Here is a 22,133-nt window from a genome sequence, read left to right on the forward strand (position 1 = left end):
TATTCACGGAATGAACAAAGTTAAATCTTTCAATAGAGAAAGCCGATAACACTCTAAATAAACTTAAAGAATATTGCAGTTACAAAGGTGTAAATAAATTAAAACACCTCCTCCATTATTTATCTGAATTTTTTTTAGGGAGGTGGGTAATATATTGTAAAGCGATTAGGCGAGTTACGATTAAAGCTAAATACATGACTCCACAGAACATTTGCAGCATGGCTAAAACACGCGCTGGTGGAGTGATTGGCATGAGGTCGGATAAGCCTGTAGCAGACTGCAAGCTAAAGCTGAGAAAGAGTAAATCTAGCCAAGTCTGGAAGGCATGGGGATTATTTGGATTTTGAAAGCTATAAGGAAAAACGAGCTGGCAAATGTTGTATAAAAATGCAAAACCCCATGCAATCAGTGTAAAGACTGCTGCTGCCGCAAATAGTTCATCTCTTGTTAAATATCGGTCAGCGAACATATAACGAAATAAACCATAAGCTGCCGAAAAATAGGCCAGAGCTTCGCAGCTATGGGCAAATAACTGAATATATAAATTGCTATATCCCAACACAATCAGTACTGATGACAGAATTGCACCACTCACAAATGTTAAGCCTAAAAAAGTAAACATCGGGGTCTGGCGAATAACTTTGGCAATCAACAATAAAGCAAGAACACCTAATGACCAGGTTAAAGTCCGGTAAGGCAAACTATCAAATGTCAGCATGGCTAAAATCAATAAAATAAACTGAACCAGTAACAGCCATGCGGAAGGCAGTAAGCGAAAACTTGCCCAAAACTCAATAATAGATCGCATTATTATTTTCCTTGTTTCATTATGCTTTTTTGAGAGTTAACAAATAATACTGTACACAAAATCAGGCAAACAAGTTGTTCTTTATTAATATCTAAATTCCAGATTGGAAATAAAATAAGTATAAAAAAAGCCCCGTAGGGCTTTTTAATGAATGAGCTAACAATATTAATCTTAGTGATCCGATGCACCAGATGCACCAATACCTGTCATTGAACGAACATATTGAGCATCGAAAGCAGCACGCTCTTTTTTAGCACGCGCAGAGTTGTCAGTCACCGAGAACAACCAACAGCAAAGGAATGACAATGGCATAGCAAATAATGCAGGACCATTGAACGGATTGATTGGTGTATCAGAGATTTTTAAAGTATCTACCCAAACTGCTTTAGAAAGAACAATGAGTACTACTGCTGTTACAAGACCAACAACACCACCAATAACCGCTCCACGAGTCGTTAAGCCTTTCCAGAACATTGAAAGAACAAGAATCGGGAAGTTTGCACAACAAGCTACAGAGAACGCTAAACCAACCATGAATGCTACGTTTTGCTTCTCAAACAAGATACCCAAAACCATAGCGAAGATTGCTAAGCCCAATGTCGCAATTTTTGACATACGAAGTTCAGAAGCAGGCGTCGTTTGGCCTTTCTTGAATACGTTAGCGTATAAGTCATGAGAGATTGCAGATGCACCTGAAAGTGTTAAACCAGCAACAACAGCAAGAATCGTTGCAAACGCTACTGCTGAAATGAAGCCCATGAATAAGTCACCGCCTAAAGCGTCACTTAAATGCACGGCTGCCATATTGTTACCACCAACAAGCTCAAGTTTGCCTGTTACTGCCATTTTCGCAACATCAAGGAATTGCGGATTGTTTGATACGAAAAGGATCGCACCGAAACCAATGATGAAAGTTAAAAGGTAGAAGTAGCCAATAAAACCTGTTGCAACCACAACCGATTTACGTGCTTCTTTTGCATCTTTTACAGTGAAGAAACGCATAAGAATATGTGGAAGACCAGCTGTACCAAACATCAACGCCAAACCTAGAGACAAGGCATCAATTGGATTTGCCGCAAGTTTACCCGGCCCCATAATTTTTGAAGCATCGGCCAAGCTGATGTCGTGTACTTTACTGAAAACTTCAATTGATTGGCTAAACATGTTGCTGAAGCTGAAACCAACTGCTTTCATCACCATGAATGCCATGAAGGTTGCACCACTGAGTAACATGACTGCTTTAATAATTTGTACCCATGTTGTTGCCAACATGCCACCAAAAATTACGTATGCCATCATCAATAGACCAACGATGACTACAGCAATGTTGTAGTTCAAACCAAATAGTAATTTAATGAGCTGACCCGCACCTACCATTTGGGCAATCAGATAGAATGCCACGACAACAAGTGAACTGACTGCAGCTAAAGTACGTACTGGTTTCTCTTCAAGACGGAATGAAACCACATCTGAAAGGTTATATTTACCTAGGTTACGCAAACGTTCTGCAACCAAAAATAAAACAATTGGCCAACCTACCATGAACCCAAGCGAGTAAAGCAAACCATCAAAGCCTGAACTAAACACTAGTGCGGAAATACCAAGGAAAGATGCAGCAGACATATAGTCACCCGCAATTGCCAGACCATTCTGGAAACCGCTGATGCCACCACCTGCTGTATAGAAATCTTGTGTTGATTGGGTTTGCTTCGCAGCCCACTTAGTAATGAACAAAGTGAAACCAACAAAAATGACAAACATGATAATGGCATGCCAGTTGGTGGCTTGCTGTTCAGCTTCACCTAAGTCCGGACTTGCCATAGCCACTGTTGAATATAGCGATGCTGCTGCCAATAAAGCTTTCGCTTTTAATGAATTCCATTTCATATTAGTGTAGTCCTTTCTCATGCGTGATGGCTTCAACTTCCTTCAACGCTTCTTCACTCAACTGGTCAAGGGTACTATTCGCGATAAAGGAATACACACCACACAATAGGAAAGATAAAACGATAATTCCTAAACCTAGTGGGATTCCCCATGTCGTTACACCACCACTAAATGAACTCATCAAAAATTCTTTGTTGTAGCCAACAAGCAGCATAAAACCCACATAAAGAACTAACATGATGATTGTAAGCGTCCAACTTAATGTACTTTTTTTCTTGACCATCTTTTGAAACTTTGGATTGCGTAGAATCTGTTCTACTTGGTTCTGATCCATAACCAAACTCCTTGCCCTGTGCCCAGCCTTGGCCACTTTTTAATAATAGTTTCTCAGGATTAAAGTTAGCAAAATTACGTGTAATTCGTAACTTAGACTTTGGTCGTTAAAATTTAATCAATTTATAGCTTTGTTTCTGCTTGGGGTATGATAGGCACAAGGTTTTAATCATGTGAGTCATATGAACAGCTGGCTGATTATTGGGGTACTCACCCTTTATATAGCACTCTTATTTATTTGTGCTTTTTTTGGTGAAAAGCATGCCAGCCGTCTGAGTACACGTGGCCGCATGTTCTTGTTCAGCTTAACACTAGGCGTTTACTGTTCATCATGGACATTTTATGGCGCGACTGGAGCAGCTGTTCGAGAAGGCGTCATTTTCTTGCCTATTTACTTAGGTCCTCTCTTATTTGTCTGGTTTGGTTATGACATTTGGCGACGCTTAGGCCGAGTACGTCAGCATCACGCAATTTCATCGATTGCCGACTTTGTTGCTGCACGTTATGGCAAAAGTGGTGTCTTGGCTTCGCTAGTTACGATCTTGGCAGTAATCGCCATTATTCCCTATCTGGCTCTACAGTTACGTGCGATTGCTTTAAGTACTTCTGTTATTCTGGAACAGAATGCTCATATCCATACAACCACCAATAGTGTTTTGCTTTTAACCAGTGTACTGGCTATTTTGGCCATGATTTTTGGTACAAGGCAGATTGCAAACACCGAGCAACATGGCGGTCTCATGTTAGCTGTGGCATTTGAATCTTTTGTAAAATTATTCGCGCTGATTTGCGTTGCTTTATTTTTTATTTTTGAAACACCAGCGAACCTTGCACAAGTCACATCAGATGTGAACCAAACCTTTCAAGAAGTTCAGTTGTTTGGAGTGCCTGAAACTTTCTGGATTCAGACGTTATTGGCAGGTCTAGCAATTATCTGTTTACCCCGCCAGTTCCACGTGGCAGTAGTTGAACTACGCGATGAAAAGCATATTCGCGGTGCACGCAAATGGTTTGCGGTTTATCTGATTTTAACAATTTTAGCCATTATTCCAATCGCAAGCTGGGCATTACATGCAGCACCGAAGTTCTTAACTGTACCTGATGTTGCAGTACTCTCATTGCCCCTGAGTTATAACCAAGAGTGGTTGGCTTTACTGGCCTTTTTAGGTGGCTTCTCGGCATCAACAGGCATGTTACTGGTTTCATCTGTTGCCTTGTCTATTATGCTCAGTAATGACTTGATTATGCCTGCACTCTGGCGTTTTAAGTTGCTATCACGTCACGATAAACATTTACCTAAAGTTCTTAAATTCAGCCGTCGTATTAGTATTGTCGCGGTGATGCTACTTGGTTTTTTATTCTTTCATTTCTTTAATGATATTAACCAGCTTTCAGTATTTGGTTTATTGGCGTTTAGTGCCGTTGCCCAGTTTGCACCTGCGCTTATTGGAGGTTTGTATTGGCGAGGCGGAAGCCGCCAAGGTGTCTATGCTGGCCTCATCGTTGGATTTTTAATGTGGAGTTACACCTTACTATTTCCAACAATCTTACGTAGTTTGCCAGAAGCCTATCAGGAAACAGCCCAAAGTATTTTGCTTTTTGGCCCTTTTGGAATTAACGCCTTACGACCAGAGTCACTTTTTGGTTTTGAATCATTTGCGCCACTTACACACGGTGTAATCTGGTCACTTGGTTTAAATATTGTTTTATATATTTGGATTTCTAAACTTTACCGCCCAAGTGTGGCAGAACAAATTCAGGCAGAAAGCTTTTTCTACTATGAAACCAAACCCCTGCCATCACCGCATACCTCTACCGATTTAACTTATTTACCGCACGATGCTGCACGTTTAAAAGTAGGTGACCTGTTCGCTCTTGCTAAAAGAATTACGGGTGAGCAACCAACAACACAAGCATTCGAGAACTTTTGCGAACAAAATCATCTCACTCTCAACCCCAATAGCATCGCCAATGGCATGTGGTGGCGTTTTACCGAGCAATATCTAGCTGGCATTATCGGTGCAGCCTCTGCCCGTACTTTGCTCACTACAGCAATGATCAATAATGGCCTCGCATTAGGGCAAGTCGCTAATATTTTAGACCAAGCCTCACAGTGGCAACGTTTTAATCAAAACTTGCTCATGACCATGATTGACCACATGACCCAAGGGGTGAGTGTGGTTGATAAAAATATGTGTCTGGTGGCTTGGAATAACCAATATTTAAAACTATTTGGCTACCCGAAAGACTTAGTTTATGTGGGTTGTCCAATTGCCGATTTGATTCGTTATAACGCTGAACGCGGCGAATGCGGCCCCGGTTCAGTCGAAGAACATGTTCGTAAACGCTTACATTGGATGAAAGTCGGAAGCGCGCATGAATTTGAACGAATCCGTAAAGACGGACGCGTTATTCAAATGCGCGGTAATCCTATTTCAGGTGGAGGCTTTGTTACAACATTCGCCGACATTACCGCTTTCCGTGCAAATGAGGCAATACTTGAAGCCCGCGTAAAAGACCGAACCCAACAGCTTGCCGATGCTTTAACCGAGCAACAGCTTGCACGCGAACAAGCCGATATGGCAAACATGTCAAAAAGCCGATTTATTGCAGCAGCCAGTCATGACTTATTACAACCCATGCATGCTGCTCGTCTCTTTAGTACTGTTCTTGAACAAAGCATTGCAACTGAAGAAGACCGTCAAACTTTGCAACAGCTTGACCGTGCTCTATATGGTGCAGAAAGTATGCTCTCTGCCCTACTCGATATTGCCCGCTTAGAAGGCGGTAGCATACAGCCAAAAAGACAGCCTTATCCGTTGCATGATTTACTCAGTGATCTTGAACTACAGTTTAAATCGATCGCCGCTCAGCGAAATATTTCACTCAAAGTTCACGATGTATCATTCTGGATCGATACAGATCCACAATGGATACGACGTATTATTCAAAACTTTGTGAGTAATGCACTGCGTTATACCGCCAAAGGTCGAGTGATTGTTGGTGTATTACGTTCAGCCCAAAAACCTGACCATATTCGTATTGGTGTTTGGGATACAGGCCCCGGAATTGCCGAAGAACAACGTATTAAACTGTTTCAAGAATTCGAACGCTGTGGGCATTTATCACCTTGGGGTGAGCAAGGCCTAGGCTTGGGTCTCGCAATTGTGCAGCGTATGACAGGTTTGTTGAATTACCCTGTTCATGTCTACTCAGAGCTCAATAAAGGCTCCTGTTTTATGATTGAGGTTCCAGTCGTAGAAGCGCCAAAAGTGATAACTCCAACCGTACAGGCAGTGCCTTTAAAAACTAAAGCCTACCGGATTTTATGTTTAGACAATGATGAAACCATTTTAGAAGGAATGAGTAGCTTATTAGGTCGATGGGGTTATGAGGTTTTTAAAGCCACTGAACCAGAACAAGCACTAGAAATTATTCAAAAAGAGAATATTCAGGTCTGGCTTATCGATCAGCATTTAAATAACAACCAACTCGGTGTCGATTTTATTTTGCAAAATCGACAGCATGACGTTCCGGTTGCTTTAATTACAGCAGACTCTCATCCAGAGTTACCTCAGCAATTGAAAGAACTGAATATTGTTTTACTCAAAAAACCGCTTAAACCGGCCTCTCTAAGAGCATGGCTATCGGGACTTAAAATTGCCAGCGCGGCAGATTAAACATTTTCCTCTCCCAAGCTTTTTATAAGTTTGGGAGGGATTTTTGGCAAAAGTTATAGGTTTAATTTAAGCCAATAGGCAGAACTGCTCAAAAAGTCTACTTTTGTTGATTAAATAATTGGCTAAACTTTCCAACAGCCCTTTTTCTATGGCAAAGCCCATCTTTTTTGTAAGTGAACACTTGTATACTTAGTTACAATTTAATAAATATTTGTTTTTTAAAATTATTATCTAAACAAAACCACCATATACGACTTTAGTCGTATTCTACTTGCATTCTTGATGACACATAACTATTCCAAACGCATTTGATAAATGTATAACCATTTTTAACCGATTTCTATATTAAGCACCCCTGCTCACGAATTAATGCAAAGGACAATTGCCATGAATATTTCTGATAATAGCCCACAAAACCAACTCTCATCTCAACAGTTTTATCGTCAATACAGTGCCAATGCTTTACTTCCTGAACTAGATTGGCAAAGTATTTTCCCTCATAGCAAACTCAATGAAGCCCATATCAAAGCGTTAAATACGATTTATCAAAGTGCGGTCCCACTCGCGCTTAATGTATTTCATGATCTAAATTTTGATGTATTTGCACCTGCAGCTTATCATCCTCAAGGATTAGGTTTATTTGATAAATTGGCACAACAAGAAGAAAACTTCTTAAAGGTTCTTAGCACTGAAAGTGAAAATCTTGACCATGACACACGTCATCAAATCTGGAGCATGCTACTCCGTGGCGGTGCGGTTTTGGTTTTCAAAGCTTGGCTTGGTCATGTCAAACTTGGAGAAAATCAGCTAGATATGACTCAATTTGATGAGCTCTCTGACTTACTCTTTATTAAAACGCATCCTGATCAACTTGCTGAACGACTACATGTCGATGAAAAAGCAAAACTCGACCATATCTTCTTAATGTATGGCAATGATATTTTCCTTGATCGCTTCAACAGCCTAGAAACAGCTGCACTTTTTGTAGATTTAGGCGTTTATGATGCAGCGTTTTTAAGCTTACGTGATGACCGTGTAGCTGAATATTTAAAAAGTAAAGGCTATGTGACCCAAGAACAGATCGATGATTTGCAATGTGCACTCAATCCTTTGTACTGCGACAGCCTAACACCAAAGCAAGATTGCCTTGCTTAAGTGGCACACATAAAAAAGACCTCAACTGAGGTCTTTTTTATTTTTAGATTTTCTTATCTTCAATATTTAATGCACTAATTGCCAATACGGCTTGTGTACGGTTTTGCACACCTAATTTTCTAAAAATAGCGGTTACATGGGCTTTAATTGTTGCTTCCGAAACATCGAGTTCATAGGCAATCTGTTTATTAAGCAAACCTTCCGCAACCATCATCAAAACACGGAATTGCTGTGGTGTTAAAGATTGGATACGTTCAGCTAAAGCAGTTTCATCTGCCGCTCTCGGATCAAGATTAAGGTTAGGTGGCAAATTAGGTGGTAACCAGATTTCACCTTCTAAGACGTGGCGAATCGCTTCGCCAATATGACTTGGATGAGCAGATTTAGGAATATAACCCATCGCGCCATGTGCAATGGCACGCTGAATAATTGAAGTTTCTTCATGTGCAGAAACCACAATAATTGGAATAGCTGGATACTGTGCTCGTACATAGACTAGAGCAGAAAAGCCTGAGGCACCCGGTAAATTTAAATCGAGTAATACTAGATCAGGTTCTGCCCCATTTTCCAAACGCTCATAAAACTCATCAACCGAAGCTGTTTCATGAATTTGTGCCTGTGGCAGGCTATAACGTACTGCTTGAATTAAAGCATGACGAAACAAAGGATGATCATCAACGATTAAAATATTCATAAGCGATTAAAGTAATCTTGAGCATAAGTATAGCCTATTGTAACCCTACTATTTAGATGAAAGATACGTTCATCTTATCCATTTTTATGCAAAATGTTGATAAATGTAGAACTTAGCCAAGATTTTCAGAAGTTTTTTAACTTTTAATCAAAATTAATCTGTTTTTTATATAAGCTTACTTTTTATTATAAAAAATATATCACCTATAATTATATAAAATAAAATCAATAAGTTAATATAAAAACGAAGTATAAAAATCCTCTATTTATCTTTTATATTTAAAACTGATAAGGTTGACCAATTTCGTTATTTTACAGTTTACCGTCGATATTGATTAATAAGTCTAATCTCTTGTTTTAGACTTAGGAACCAAATTATGACTGGTATCACATCACCAAAACCTTTAAATATTGTTGCTGTTTCTGGTGGCTTAAATACCCCATCTAAAACGGAAAGTTTGGTTCAAGCCATTCTTGATGAGTTATCCGAAGCAACCGACATTAAAGTTCACTTTATTAAATTAAGTGAAATTGGACCTTTATTAGGTGGCGCATTTTATCGAAATCAACTTCCACAGCGCGTACAAGACGACCTTGCAGCAGTTGAAGCAGCAGATGCATTAATTGTTGGCACACCTGTTTACCGTGCTTCTTTCACAGGCCTTTTCAAACACTTCTTCGATTTTGTTGAACAAACTGCATTGGTCGATGTGCCTGTACTTTTAGCAGCATCGGGCGGTAGTGATCGTCATGCACTGGTACTTGAACATCAACTTCGTCCATTGTTCAGTTTCTTCCAAGCACAAACTTTACCGATTGGTGTATATGCGACCGATCGTGACTTTACCCCTGAATACACGGTGAAAAGCGAGCAATTATCAGATCGTATTACGTTAGCAGTAGCGCGTGCATTGCCAATTTTAGAATGGGCACCAGCGAAAGGTAAACGTGCTGAAGTAGTGAAATCTAAGACTCAGCAAGCAAATCAAGAGCTTGGTATTAACAAGCAAATTGAGCAAGAAGAAGTATTACCTTCAGCGGCTGTGCCTGATCTTAATGCAGCAGAGTCTCGCTTGCATCACAAGTCTGGCAAATCATTAACGCATGTTGCCTAAGTGCAATATCGCTAAATAAAAATAACGAATTGGGAGAGCAAACCATGACGCAATTACAACAACCAATTAAATTTGCTTATTGGGTACCAAACGTAAGCGGTGGCCTTGTAGTAAGTAACATCGAACAGCGTACAGACTGGAGTTATGACTACAATGTTCGACTTGCACAGGCTGCCGAAAAAAATGGTTTTGAATATGCGCTCACTCAAATTCGTTTTACGGCGGGGTACGGAGCAGAAAACCAGCATGAATCAGTAAGTTTCAGTCACGCATTACTGGCAAAAACTGAAAAACTTAAAGTCATTGCGGCGATTCTGCCCGGCCCTTGGAAACCGGCACTCGCAGCCAAGCAACTTGCAACAATTGATTATTTAACTGAAGGCCGTATTGCCATTAATGTGGTGAGTGGTTGGTTTAGAGGAGAATTTGATGCGATTGGTGAAGAGTGGCCAGAACATGATCAGCGCTACGTCCGCTCTGAAGAATTTATTCGTACGTTAAAAGGAATCTGGACCACCGATAACTATAGTTTCGATGGTAAATACTATCAATTCCAAAACTACACACTTAAACCGAAACCTCTGCAAAAGCCTCATATTGAAGTGTTTCAAGGCGGTAGCTCACGGGCTGCACGTGACATGGCTTCACGCGTATCTGACTGGTATTTCACCAACGGTAATACCGTAGAAGAAATTCAAAAACAAGTCGAAGACATTCGCACTAAAGCTAAAGCCAATAACCATCAGGTTAAAATTGGTGTAAATGCGTTCATTATTGCTAGAGATACCGAAGAAGAAGCAAAAGCGGTACTTCAAGAAATTATTGATAAAGCCAACACTGAAGCGGTAAATGCGTTTGGCGATGCAACACGTGAAGCAGGTGCAGCTTCTCCAGAGCAACAAGGTAACTGGGCAAAATCAAGTTTTGAAGATTTAGTGCAGTATAATGATGGCTTTAAAACCAATTTAATTGGTACACCTCAACAAATTGCAGAGCGTATTGTAGCGCTTAAAAATGTAGGTGTTGATTTGATTCTTTCTGGATTCTTACATTTCATTGAAGAAGTAGAATATTTTGGGGAAAAAGTTCTACCACTCGTTCGCCAATTAGAACTTCAACAAGAAAAGGAGATAGAAATTCAAGCAAAATCAGCCTAAAAAACTTCATTTAAAGCAGCGCAAGACAATAAAAACAATAAATTAAAAATAAAGAATTTATTGGCTCCAAGACTCGGCTTGGAGCCTTTATTTTTAAGTTTTCTCGACTTCTCGAATCACTGTTTCAACCGAATAACGGCACCATTTTGAAAGTTTCTCAATAAATTCATTTAATGCTGCGGGTTCAAAATGGCTGACGATCATATAGCAAGCATTGCCCATCACTTTAAAGCATTCATCGATTTGTTCATATTGCTTGACCAGATTTTCAATTTCCTCAAAAGCGCGTTGTTCATTTAAATGCAAATGAATAAATTGTTTATGCGAATATTGCACAGCAATCGTGTAATTTTTGATGACACCAGCATCCATTAACTGTGCAATTCGAGTGCCCACCGCCTGCCCTGTCCGGTGAACTCGCTGCCCAATTTCTTTATTGGTTAGTCGAGAATCGTGTTTAAGCAATGCAATAATTTTTAGATCAATCGGGTCTAATTCAATATTCATTTTTCATGGTGAAAGAAAACTGGCGGTAATGCTTTCATCTGACTATAGCCGATTTTACTGGCAGAGAATAATCTTGTTTTATCTCATATCAACAAGAGTAATCTCATGAAACAAGCACTATTAATTATCGATGTACAAAATGATTATTTTAAAAATGGCAAAATGGAATTGGTTGGACCAGAGCAAGCACTAGAAAAAATAAAACAACTCGAACAATATTTTAGCGAGAAAAACTTGCCAATCATTTATGTGCAACATATTAACCCGCCACAAGCGAGTTTCTTCCAAGAAAATACAGATGGAGTTTTACTTCACCCTGAACTCAGTACTGGAAGTGATTCATTAATCGTAACAAAGCACTATCCAAATAGTTTTTTAGAAACCGATTTAGATGAACTTTTAAAAACACATCAAATTGAGCAACTCGTGATCACAGGCATGATGACTCACATGTGTATTGATTCAGGTACACGTGCAGCCAAAGAACTGGGCTATCAACCGATCTTAATTGCAGATGCAACCGCAACTCGCAATTTAAGCCATGACGGAAAAATTGTAAAAGCTGAAGACGTACAAACCGCTTTTTTAACTGCGCTTAGTACATTTGCAAATGTACAAAATACTGCTGACTTTTTAGGAAAGTCTTAAATAAAACCCAATAAAAAAGCCCCAGATGGGGCTTTTTTAAAATTAGTTTTGTTTATGGGGATAAACAGTTTCAATTAACTGATCTACCACAGCAGGCTCAGCCAAAGTTGAAGTATCACCCAAACTATCAAGCTCATTTGCTGCAATTTTTCTTAAAATACGGCGCATGATTTTACCAGATCGGGTTTTAGGTAATGCTGGTGCCCAATGTAGTGCATCAGGTGAAGCCACAGGTCCAAGCACTTTACGTACCCAGTTAATTAACTCTTTACGCAGTTCTTCCGACTCTGGCACACCCGCTTGTAGAGTCACAAAAGTACAAATACCTTGTCCTTTAATATCATGCGGCATACCTACCACGGCTGCTTCTGCTACTGACTCATGCGAAACAAGAGCACTTTCAATTTCAGCAGTGCCCAGACGGTGGCCTGAAACGTTTAAGACATCATCAACTCGACCTGTGATCCAGTAATAACCATCTTCATCACGGCGAGCACCATCACCCGTAAAGTAGGTATTTTTAAAGGTCGAGAAATACGCTTCAATAAAGCGATCAGGATCGCCCCAAATGGTACGCATCTGGCCCGGCCATGAATCTTTAATCACAAGATTACCTTCAGCCGCACCTTCTAGCTCATTGCCTTCACCATCTACAATGGCTGGTTGAATACCAAATAACGGACGTGTTGCCGAACCTGGTTTTAAAGCTGTTGCACCCGGCAATGGAGCAATCAAAATACCGCCTGTTTCGGTTTGCCACCATGTATCAACAATCGGACAGCGGCCTTCACCAACAACGTTGTAGTACCAATTCCAAGCTTCGGGGTTAATAGGCTCACCGACCGAACCAAGTAAACGCAGGCTGCTACGGTTACTTTCACGTACAAATGAATCCCCTTCTCGCATCATCGCGCGAATTGCGGTTGGGGCCGTATATAAAATAGAGACTTTGTGCTTATCGACCACATGACCAAGACGTGCCCATGTTGGATATTGAGGGACACCCTCAAACATTAAAGTCGTAGTTCCATTTGCAAGTGGGCCATAGATCAAATAACTATGTCCTGTAATCCAGCCTACATCGGCCGTACACCAGTACACATCATCTTGTTTTAGATCAAAGACCTCTTTAAAGGTACTTGTTACATAGACTAAATAACCACCTGTGGTATGCAAAACACCTTTAGGTTTACCTGTCGAGCCCGAGGTATAGAGAATAAATAATGGGTCTTCAGCCTTCATCGGTTCTGGAGGACAGTTGGCATCCACTTCCATAATAATGAGGTGATACCACAAATCACGTCCCGGCTTCATTTCAATCGGGTTCGCATTACGGTAAACCACAACTACATTTTCAACGCACTCTGTACCCGGCAATTCTAGAGCCAAATCGACATTTTCTTTGAGTGGTAATAGTTTTCCGGCACGTAGGCTTGAGTCCGCGGTAATCACCAGTTTAGCTTGGCTATCTTCAATACGGCTTGCTAAAGAGTCTGGCGAGAACCCACCAAATACCACGCAGTGAACAGCACCAATACGGGCACAGGCCAACATGGCAATTGCAGCCTCAGTGACCATCGGCATATACAACACAACACGGTCGCCTTTACCAATACCATATTTCTTTAAAACGTTGGCAAAGCGGCAGACTTCGTCGTGTAATTCTTTATAAGAAACGATTTTATGACGAGAAGGATGGTCACCTTCCCAAATAATTGCTGGTTTATGAGGATGTTCTTTAAGATGCCTGTCTAGGCAATTTGCTGATACGTTCAACTCACCATCAGCAAACCATTCAATTTTGAAATTGTCTTTGTCAAAACTCGTATTTTTAACTTGGGTAAATGGCTTTATCCAATCGACAATTTTAGCTTGCTCTGCCCAGAATTCATCTGGGTTCTCGATAGAGTGTTGATAACGTTTAAAGTAGTCTGCTTCAACAGTACGAGCTGTCTTTTTAAATTCCTCTGGTACTGGATAGATCTCATTCATACGCAACTTCCTTGATCTTGTGCATCCCATCTCGAGACTGTGGCTATTATTTTACTGGATCTTATTTGTATGCCTTTTCAGTATGATGACTGTTTCAAAGCCTAGACAATGCGACTTTGGTCATATATTAACCACTTACTCAAGCACACGAAATTGTGAACATTTTTATAAAATTAAGTTGATTTAAAACATTTGTCTATAGCTTTTACTTTTATAATTTTTTCAAGATTTGATGGTTTTGATCATCAACAAAGATTATTTTGTCTCTCATATGCAACACAGGAATAAAATAATATGTTTGCCCAAACAAGCTCCTCACGCCCACCTCAGCTCCCTTTTAAAGATAGTCCGTTTTCAATTCATGGACGCTTTAATCGCATGAGCTATTTAGGTGGTTATGGACTGATTTATTTAGTCACCCTCTTGGGCTATTTCATTTTGGCTTCATTTCTTGGAAGTTTTCAGCTTTCAAGCAATTTATTTAATTTTGAATTTTATAGCTCTCTTTCTGGAGCCAGTGCTTTAGTAGTCTGGGCTTTTTCGCTGTTCCTGATTTATTTAAATATTGTACTCGTTGTTCGACGCTTGCACGATCTAAATAAGAGTGGCTGGATGGGACTGCTATTGTTCATTCCAGTTGTTCAGTTCTTTTTTATGATTTATTTACTGCTTGCCTCAGGTACAGCAGGTCCCAACGAATATGGTCCTGTTCGACCAGCAACGTTTATAGAAAAACTGATGGCTTGGCTTATTTTAGTCGCTATTTTAATTAGCCTTATTTCAACAGCAGGAATTTTTTATTATTTCTCAGGGACTGATACCTTAGCAACACCGACACAAATCTTACAAAAAGGAACGGAATACTTTTAATTAAAAAACACTTTATTATTTAGATGAACTCATTATAGTAGGCGCACATTTTATCTCCTACTATGATGAAAGCCGAAAATCGCTTTCATAAATTTTTTTTAATTGAGACTTGCCGTGGCTGATGAACAAAAATCCTTAACGGATGTCGCAAAAAATACAGGCGAACTTTTACAAGAAGCGGGCACTAAAACCACTCAAACGGTTTTAGCCCATACTGAAAAGTATCATGATGCCTATACCACTATCGACAAAATCGTGGATAGCTTTTGGGAACGTGTGCCTTATATATGTATTGCGATTATCGTTTTTATTATTTTTTGGCTACTGACCAAATTATTTAAGTTCTTTGTTCGTAAAACCTTAGAAAACCGCTCTTACACACGCCAAAACCTAGTTTTGGTCTTAAACCGTGTAGGCAGCACGACAATTCTATTTTTTGGTTTCTTAATTGCACTCGTCATCATGATTCCAGGGTTTACACCAGGGCAACTCATGAGTGCTCTTGGAATTGGTTCTGTCGCTATTGGTTTTGCATTTAAAGATATCTTTCAAAATTTACTGTCAGGCATCTTAATCTTATTAAGCGAACCATTCCGCATTGGCGATTCCATTGTTGTAAATTCGCTTGAAGGAACGGTTGAAGATATTCAAATTCGTGCAACATTCTTACGCTCGCCAGATGGCCGTCGCATTGTTATTCCAAACGCAACTGTTTATACGAGTGCTTTAACTGTAAATACAGCTTATCAACAACGACGCTGTGAGTTTGTAGTCGGTATTGGATATGACGACGATGAACAAAAAGCCAAGCAGATTATTTTAGATATTCTTAACAATGATCGAAATGTACTTAGTCAGCCAGCCTTCTCGGTTAACGTTACAGCGTTAGCAGATTTCTCGGTTAACCTGACTGTACGCTGGTGGGTTGATACAACTGAAACTGATATTTCGTCATCTACGAGCACTATTCAAGCTCAGGTCAAGCAAGCTTTTAATACGAACGGAATTAATATTCCTTACCCAATTCAGGAATTAAAAATGGCCGCAAATCAGCCACTTTTAAACCCTAAAACATCAACTAAAGAGACGACCTAAAATATAAGAAATAGACGTTTCAGTTCTTAAAATACGGTTGCCTAAGCTCACAGCTTGGCAGCCGTTTTTTGTGAGCAAATCAACTTCATAGGGAATAAAGCCACCTTCGGGACCCACGACTACATTACAAGCATGTGGAATATTAACTGGCATGCTCTGCTCGGCATAAGGGTGGGCCACATAGGCTGGTGTTTCTTTCGAGATCAAGCTTGGCAAAACGTCTTCAACAAAAGGTTTAAAGCGTTTGTACATTTGAATTTCAGGAACAATCGTGTCACCTGCTTGCTCAAGCCCTAAAGTCACATAGTTATCGAGTTGTTGCAAAAATGGAGTTTGCCAATAGCTTTTATCTACGCGATAACTATGAATCAAACTAATTCTTTCAACACCTAAAGTCACACTGTCCATGATTAAACGGCGTAAAACTTTGGGCCTTGGTAACGCTACAATTAAATGAACCGGAAGTTTTGCAGGGACAGCTTCTTCACGAATAGGTCGTATACAAACTTCTTGATCGTTAATCGACATAATTTCAGTGGTATAACGAGCACCGTTTCGAATACCAACTTTTAGATTTTGGCCAACCGTAATATCAAGATGTTCACGTAAATGCTGTAATTGGCGCTTTGAGTGAATTGACCACGTGTCCGACTGAATATCTTCAGGCTCTAGCAAAACAATATTCATGGTTTGTCGGCCAAATACCGATTAATTACGCCAATATGTTTTTGCAATGAACCTTGGTTACGTTGTAAGACTTTATGTGCTTGTTCTACCACTTGTTGGGCCTGATCAGGTTCAGCTAAACATGCCATCCAGATCGCTACAACTTGCTCAGCGTCTTGGGCAATGAGCACACCATTTTCGTCAATGAATTCATCAACAATGGTTTGGAAATTAAAGTAACGAGGTCCAATGACGGTCGGCACATTTAAAACCATAGGCTCTAAAATATTATGCCCACCGCCCGGCTCATTTAAAGAACCACCTACAAAACACACCTGACTTAAGGCATACCATAACCAAAGCTCCCCCATACTATCGGCTAGATAAACCTGCGTACTCGTATGAATACTTTGGTTCAAGCTTCTACGGTGAGTAATTAAATCTAGGTTTTGGCAAATTTCAAAGACTTCGTCGAAACGTTCAGGATGTCGAGGTACGACAATACAAACTAACTCTGGATCTGACTTTAAATAAGGCTGAAGTGCTTGCAAAATTTGTTGTTCTTCGGGTGCATGTGTACTGGCAATTGTCAGTACTTTCCGTTGGCCCAAATACCATAGCTGGTGTAACTTTGCTGCCTGACTTATAAATGCTTCTGGTGCGTGAATATCAAATTTAATATTTCCAACCACCTGACTTTTTTGTTGTTCTAAGCCAAGCTCGACATAGCGTTGGCGAGTAGCATTATCTTGAGCCAACACCCAGTCAATTTGTTTCAACATTCCTGCTGTTAAACCTGAGACTCGACTATAACCTTTAGCTGATTTTTCTGATAACCGCGCATTTAACAATAAGCAAGGAACCTGTTGTAGCTTGGCTTGATCAATTAAATTTGGCCAAAGTTCAGTTTCAACCAATGCTAAAAGTTTTGGCTGATACAACTCAAAAAATTGTTTTAAAAGATGCTTTTGATCAACAGGCAAATAAACTGCTTGAAATAAATCTAAAAACGGCGCTTTTAAAAATAATGATTTGGCACGCGCCTGCCCAGTTTTAGTCGTATTAGTAACTAACACAGGTTGACCGAGTTTAAGATAATGCTCGATTAAAGGCTGCGCAGCATTGGTTTCTCCAACCGAAACAGCATGGAACCAAATTGCTCTCACATTTTTCGGAGATTCAAACGGCCCAAATCTTTCAAGACATTCCTGATTATATAATTCCTGGCTTTCTGCACGTTTTTTTATCCGCCAGTGGTAAAAAGGTTTTAATAAATGGAGTGCGGTGTTGTACCAAAAAGGGGTCGCCAAGCGGTTTGCCTCAAATAGTCAAAGTTTAAAACTGGGGAAAATATAACATAGATAGAAAAAATGGCAGAGTTTCGATACCTAAACTCTACCATTACAAGAAAAGCGATTTACTGAACCCATAAATTAAAGAGGTCAGTAAATCATCTGTTCAAAAAATTACGAAGCTTCTAGCGTTGGATAGTCTGTATAACCTTCAGCACCTTTCGCATATAAAGTTGTTGGTTGAAGTTCATTTAAAGGTAAGTCTTGCTCTAAACGCTGTAAAAGATCTGGGTTGGCAATATATGCTTTACCAAAAGATACTGCGTCAGCTTCACCATCACGCAAAATACGTTTTGCTGACTCTGGTGTTAGATTCTCATTCGCAATCCATACACCATTAAATTTTTCGCGAAGTTTAGGACTAATACTATCAGCAGCTTCATATTCACGAGAGAAGATGAAAGCAACATTACGTTGGCTCAGTTGTTCAACTACATAACCAAATGTTGCTAACGGGTTTTCATCACCCATATCGTGTGAATCACCACGTGGTGCAATATGTACACCTACTCGGCCAGCACCCCATACTTCAATAAATGCATCAACGACTTCTAATAATAAACGTGCACGATTTTCAACAAGACCACCGTATTCGTCATCACGTTGATTCGTATTACTTTGAAGGAACTGGTCAATTAAGTAACCATTCGCTGCGTGTAATTCAACACCATCAAAACCAGCTGCTTTAGCTAATTCTGCTGAATGTTTATATTGAGCAACAACCTCTTTCACTTCTTCTAATGAAAGTGCACGCGGTTTTACATACGGACGTTTAGGACGTAATAAACTCACTTCACCCGCAGGTTGAATCGCACTTGGGGCAACAGGAATATCACCATCTAAAAGTTCAGGATGCGAAATACGACCAACATGCCAAAGTTGAGCTACAATTTTTGAACCTTGAGCATGAACTGCCTCAATAATTTTATTCCAAGCTTGTGCTTGCTCTTGTGACCACAATCCTGGGGTTTCTGCATAACCCACAGTTTTTGAACCAATCACTGTTGCTTCAGTCAAAATTAGACCAGCATTTGCACGCTGTTGATAATATTCAACCATTAAATCATTCGGTACTCGACTTTCACCACTACGCGCACGCGTTAATGGAGCCATTACCAATCGATTTTTGATTTCAAAATCACCAACCGTTAAAGGAGTATTGAGTTCAGCCATAGTCGCCTCGACTTACACTTTAATATTGTTAAAGTGTTTGTTTTAAATGTTCGATATATTGCTGAATCAAAGCTTCGTTACGTGAAAAATAAGACCATTGACCATATTTTTGGACCTGAATCAGACCCGCCTGTTGTAAAACAGACAAATGATTCGACATTGTAGACTGTGCTACTTTGCCCAATCGTTCAATATGACCTGCACAAACACCCTTCTCAAAACTACCACCACACTCTTCCACTGGTAAATAATGCGCAGGTTCTTTTAACCATTGCAAAATCTGCCGACGTAGCGGATTGGAAAGGGCTTTGCTAATTGCATCAATATCCATAGGCTCAACACGTCTTTTAAACGAACAAAGCTTTATTCAGCATTTCGGAACCATCATATCGCATTTTTGCGATATTCATATCTATTTTTTTCGATATTCATATCGCATTTTTTCGATTAAGATTCGAAGGCTGAATTGCTTTGCCGTTTTAATCGCTAAAAATCCAAGAGTTCTACATATTCATAGATGAACTGTATTTAAACTAAAAGTTCAGCAGACTCTTATAAACCTTGTTTTAAGCTCGCCTCAATAAAGCGATCAAGGTCACCATCAAGAACAGCACCTGTATTAGAATTTTCAACGCCCGTACGTAAATCTTTAATACGTGAATCATCTAATACATATGAACGAATTTGGCTTCCCCAACCAATATCAGACTTAGAGTCTTCTAAAGCTTGAGCCGCTTCATTACGTTTTTGCATTTCCAATTCATACAAACGCGCACGTAATTGTTTCCATGCATGGTCACGGTTAGCATGTTGCGAACGCTGGTTCTGACACGCCACCACAATACCTGTTGGAGTGTGGGTCAAACGCACTGCCGAATCGGTTTTGTTAATATGCTGACCACCTGCCCCAGATGCACGGTAAGTATCGGTACGAACATCAGAAGGATTAATATCAATTTCAATATTGTCATCAACTTCTGGTGAAATAAATACCGCAGAGAATGAAGTATGACGGCGATTACCACTGTCAAATGGTGATTTACGAACTAAACGGTGCACACCTGATTCTGTGCGTAACCAACCGTAGGCATATTCACCTTCAACACGAATTGTTGCAGATTTAATACCAGCGACATCGCCATCAGATACTTCCATAAGCTCTGCTTTGAAGCCATGACGTTCAATCCAGCGCATATACATACGTAAAAGCATAGATGCCCAGTCTTGTGCTTCGGTACCGCCTGAACCTGATTGAATCTCGACATAGCAAGGATTAGGGTCCATTGGATTACTAAACATACGACGGAATTCAAGTTTAGCCAGTTCATCTTCAGCAGCACTAAGCTCTGACTGAACATCTTCAAGCAAGCTTTCATCATCAGCTTCTACAGCCAAATCTAACATCGCTTTTGCATCTTCAAGTTGTGTTGACAACCCATCCAATACATTAATAACGTTTTCTAGTTCGCCCTTTTCCTTCGCCATCGCCTGAGCACGGCTTTGATCATTCCAAATCGCAGGGTCTTCTAACTCACGTAAAACTTCTTCTAAACGCTCTTTTTTCAGATCGTAGTCAAAGATACCCCCGTAGTGTTTGGCTACGATCAGTTAAGTCTTTCAATTGGTTTAGATAAGGATTAATTTCCACGCGAGTGTTCCCATAAGAGCAGATAAACAGTCAATTATTTTAGCATAGCTTCCCATTTTCAAACAAAAGCACTAAAACTTATTGATTTTTATTATCTTAATAATGAGAATCAAATATAATACAATTGACTTATATGTAAAAAACACATTAAAATTAACAACTTAAATCTTAATAACTTTATAACATATATTAATCCAGAGCTTTACCATGAAAAAATCAAATATTTTATTCGCAATCATTACTGCTACATGTGCTTTCAATGCAAATGCCTATCAAACTGAAGTTGGTACAATGTACGAATTTACAGATATGGATGGGGGAGAAAATAATAGCTTCGGTATTAACGGCAAATATTATTTTAATCCAGTAGAAGCAAAAACTTTCCCTTTAGCTGAAGCTGCTTTTTTAAATAAGGCTTCCAATATTGGTCTTGGTTATGCGTATAGCAAGTTAGAAGATGATGAAGATTCTGGAAAACTCGAATTTAATTCTGTAGGCATTACAGCTGAATACTTTATTCCAAGTACCCCACTCTATTTATCAGGCGCATTTAACCGTACAAAAACCAAAGTCAGTGCAAATGATTTTGGTTCTGTTGATGATAGCGGTAATGGTTATGCTGTAGAGGTCGGTTTCCTACCAACAGATGGTTTATTGTTGGCCGCTGGTGTAACAGATTTATCTGAAAGCTTTGATCCAATACAAGCAGCTAAATATGGTTTTATAACTTCAGTCACAAATGCTACAGCTGTAACTGGTGAAGATGAGGATACAGCCGTAACTTTACGTGCCAAATACGTTACTCAAATTTCAGGTTTTTATACTAATTTTGAAGGACAAACTTATATTGGTGACGAAACAACTTATCGCTTAGGTGCAGATCTTTATCTTGATCCTACTTTAAGTATTGGAGCATCTTTTGCAGATTCAACAGCAGAAGATTCTGATGCAATTTTTAGTGTCCGTGCACAGAAATTCTTCACACCTCAAGTAGCAGTAGGTTTAACTTATACAACTGTTGATGATGCTAACTCTTTTGGTATTAATGGAACATTCCGCTTCTAATCCATAAGTATTTACTATTAAAAATATGAATGCTCAAGGGAATTTTCCTTGGGCATTTTTCAGTTCATTTTAAGCTTAACCGGTAACATCCTCATACAAAATTGGGTACTTTTACAGCATTTTTTATGATCTACACAAAATCTCCTCAATTTTAATAAAATTAAACATTCTATCTTTATATTTTAAAATCAAATACTTAAGTTAAATATATTTACAAAAAAAGCACATAGTTACAGTGCGGTTACTTGTGCAAGATTGACGCTACCCGATTTTCCTCTAGACTAAAAGT

The 22,133-nt window shown here is 39.5% G+C and carries 19 protein-coding genes; 8 read left to right on the forward strand and 11 right to left on the reverse strand.

The window, feature by feature from the left end:
• Positions 1-115: 115 nt before the first annotated feature.
• The 3 genes from ACS125_RS02990 to ACS125_RS03000 form a co-directional block, all read right to left on the reverse strand.
• Positions 116-808: an ion channel gene (locus ACS125_RS02990; RefSeq protein ID WP_213066418.1), complete on the reverse strand. Its 693-nt coding sequence runs from the start codon at positions 806-808 to the stop codon at positions 116-118.
• Positions 809-979: 171 nt separating this feature from the next.
• Positions 980-2,695 carry a cation acetate symporter gene (locus ACS125_RS02995; protein ID WP_151963780.1) on the reverse strand — a complete coding sequence of 572 codons (1,716 nt, stop codon included), beginning with the start codon at positions 2,693-2,695 and terminating at the stop codon, positions 980-982.
• A 1-nt stretch (position 2,696) separates the two neighbouring features.
• Positions 2,697-3,029, reverse strand: a complete 333-nt coding sequence (locus ACS125_RS03000) for a DUF485 domain-containing protein (RefSeq protein ID WP_004790008.1) — start codon at positions 3,027-3,029, stop codon at positions 2,697-2,699.
• Between the two features lie 181 nt (positions 3,030-3,210).
• Between ACS125_RS03000 and ACS125_RS03005 the strand changes: the two genes are divergently transcribed.
• Together ACS125_RS03005 and ACS125_RS03010 are read left to right on the forward strand one after the other, a co-directional pair.
• On the forward strand, positions 3,211-6,708 hold the full coding sequence (locus ACS125_RS03005; RefSeq protein ID WP_443273907.1) for a hybrid sensor histidine kinase/response regulator: 3,498 nt from the start codon (positions 3,211-3,213) through the stop codon (positions 6,706-6,708).
• Between the two features lie 387 nt (positions 6,709-7,095).
• Positions 7,096-7,863, forward strand: coding sequence for a hypothetical protein (locus ACS125_RS03010; RefSeq protein ID WP_174758635.1), 768 nt, complete (start codon positions 7,096-7,098; stop codon positions 7,861-7,863).
• Between the two features lie 43 nt (positions 7,864-7,906).
• Here ACS125_RS03010 and ACS125_RS03015 read toward each other — a convergent pair whose 3' ends face one another.
• Positions 7,907-8,557, reverse strand: coding sequence for a response regulator transcription factor (locus ACS125_RS03015; protein ID WP_004790013.1), 651 nt, complete (start codon positions 8,555-8,557; stop codon positions 7,907-7,909).
• A 376-nt stretch (positions 8,558-8,933) separates the two neighbouring features.
• On the opposite strand from ACS125_RS03015, the gene msuE reads away from it, so the two are divergent.
• Together msuE and sfnG are read left to right on the forward strand one after the other, a co-directional pair.
• A complete protein-coding gene (gene msuE, locus ACS125_RS03020) occupies positions 8,934-9,671 on the forward strand; it encodes an FMN reductase (protein ID WP_151963779.1) in 738 nt (245 codons plus the stop codon).
• 44 nt (positions 9,672-9,715) lie between these two features.
• A complete protein-coding gene (gene sfnG / locus ACS125_RS03025) occupies positions 9,716-10,828 on the forward strand; it encodes a dimethylsulfone monooxygenase SfnG (protein ID WP_005300669.1) in 1,113 nt (370 codons plus the stop codon).
• Between the two features lie 93 nt (positions 10,829-10,921).
• On the opposite strand, the gene ACS125_RS03030 is transcribed toward sfnG, so the two are convergent.
• The gene (locus tag ACS125_RS03030; protein WP_238612264.1) at positions 10,922-11,335 is read right to left on the reverse strand and encodes a winged helix-turn-helix transcriptional regulator; all 414 of its coding nucleotides are present in this window, start codon (positions 11,333-11,335) and stop codon (positions 10,922-10,924) included.
• A 105-nt stretch (positions 11,336-11,440) separates the two neighbouring features.
• On the opposite strand from ACS125_RS03030, the gene ACS125_RS03035 reads away from it, so the two are divergent.
• A complete protein-coding gene (locus ACS125_RS03035; protein WP_174759551.1) occupies positions 11,441-11,983 on the forward strand; it encodes a cysteine hydrolase family protein in 543 nt (180 codons plus the stop codon).
• A 42-nt stretch (positions 11,984-12,025) separates the two neighbouring features.
• Here ACS125_RS03035 and acs read toward each other — a convergent pair whose 3' ends face one another.
• Entirely contained in the window at positions 12,026-13,975 is a 1,950-nt protein-coding gene (gene acs / locus ACS125_RS03040) for an acetate--CoA ligase (RefSeq protein ID WP_443270459.1), read from the reverse strand.
• Positions 13,976-14,269: 294 nt separating this feature from the next.
• On the opposite strand from acs, the gene ACS125_RS03045 reads away from it, so the two are divergent.
• Together ACS125_RS03045 and ACS125_RS03050 are read left to right on the forward strand one after the other, a co-directional pair.
• Positions 14,270-14,845, forward strand: a complete 576-nt coding sequence (locus ACS125_RS03045) for a DUF805 domain-containing protein (RefSeq protein WP_174730597.1) — start codon at positions 14,270-14,272, stop codon at positions 14,843-14,845.
• 114 nt (positions 14,846-14,959) lie between these two features.
• On the forward strand, positions 14,960-15,940 hold the full coding sequence (locus ACS125_RS03050; protein WP_443270461.1) for a mechanosensitive ion channel family protein: 981 nt from the start codon (positions 14,960-14,962) through the stop codon (positions 15,938-15,940).
• Here the strand turns inward: ACS125_RS03050 and ACS125_RS03055 are convergent.
• The 5 genes from ACS125_RS03055 to prfB form a co-directional block, all read right to left on the reverse strand.
• Complete coding sequence (locus ACS125_RS03055) at positions 15,920-16,627, reverse strand: 16S rRNA (uracil(1498)-N(3))-methyltransferase (RefSeq protein ID WP_443270463.1); 708 nt, start codon at positions 16,625-16,627, stop codon at positions 15,920-15,922. The genes ACS125_RS03050 and ACS125_RS03055 overlap by 21 nt on opposite strands.
• Entirely contained in the window at positions 16,624-17,916 is a 1,293-nt protein-coding gene (locus tag ACS125_RS03060) for a 3-deoxy-D-manno-octulosonic acid transferase (RefSeq protein ID WP_174730588.1), read from the reverse strand. The genes ACS125_RS03055 and ACS125_RS03060 overlap by 4 nt, the downstream gene beginning before the upstream one ends.
• 156 nt (positions 17,917-18,072) lie before the next feature.
• Positions 18,073-19,131, reverse strand: a complete 1,059-nt coding sequence (locus tag ACS125_RS03065) for an alkene reductase (RefSeq protein WP_443270466.1) — start codon at positions 19,129-19,131, stop codon at positions 18,073-18,075.
• 28 nt (positions 19,132-19,159) lie between these two features.
• Positions 19,160-19,462: an ArsR/SmtB family transcription factor gene (locus tag ACS125_RS03070; RefSeq protein WP_002121891.1), complete on the reverse strand. Its 303-nt coding sequence runs from the start codon at positions 19,460-19,462 to the stop codon at positions 19,160-19,162.
• 221 nt (positions 19,463-19,683) lie between these two features.
• Positions 19,684-20,779, reverse strand: a protein-coding gene (gene prfB, locus ACS125_RS03075) for a peptide chain release factor 2 (protein WP_107880456.1) whose coding sequence is annotated in 2 segments (ribosomal slippage) — positions 19,684-20,706 and positions 20,708-20,779 — 1,095 coding nt in all. Because the reading frame shifts where the segments join, the coding sequence is not laid out codon by codon here.
• Positions 20,780-20,986: 207 nt separating this feature from the next.
• Between prfB and ACS125_RS03080 the strand changes: the two genes are divergently transcribed.
• Entirely contained in the window at positions 20,987-21,844 is an 858-nt protein-coding gene (locus ACS125_RS03080; RefSeq protein WP_174740676.1) for a putative porin, read from the forward strand.
• Positions 21,845-22,133: the final 289 nt, after the last annotated feature.

Origin of the sequence: Acinetobacter sp. PFS20 (assembly GCF_052261015.1) — a bacterium.
Classification (GTDB): domain Bacteria; phylum Pseudomonadota; class Gammaproteobacteria; order Pseudomonadales; family Moraxellaceae; genus Acinetobacter.